The organism is Tenacibaculum sp. L6 (assembly GCF_028823685.1).
Classification (GTDB): Bacteria; Bacteroidota; Bacteroidia; order Flavobacteriales; family Flavobacteriaceae; genus Polaribacter.
In genome coordinates, this window is sequence record NZ_JAPEHZ010000217.1 from 1 (window position 1) to 268 (window position 268).

At 25.7% G+C, this 268-nt stretch carries 1 protein-coding gene; it reads left to right on the top strand.

Annotated elements, in window-relative coordinates:
* On the top strand, window positions 1-268 hold a 268-nt coding region (locus OU788_RS12780; RefSeq protein WP_274635503.1), incomplete at both ends, for a hypothetical protein.

Genomic DNA, 268 nt, shown 5'->3' on the forward strand with positions numbered 1-268 from the left:
GAAAAAACTTTAACTCAATTTGGATTTTTCAATAATTTTTTTCTTATAGCTGCTATTGGAATTTTAGGTTTTGTACTTAAAGAAATCGAAACAGATAAACAAATTGAACTTTCTTTACAAAATATTAATTGGAAGATTACTTTAGCAAGGACTTCTGCATTATTAGCATTTACGTCAATATGCTTTGGAACAACTACAATGTTATCTAGATTATTTGACTTACGACTTACTAGGCATATAAATACTATACGTATTAAAGCTTTTAATA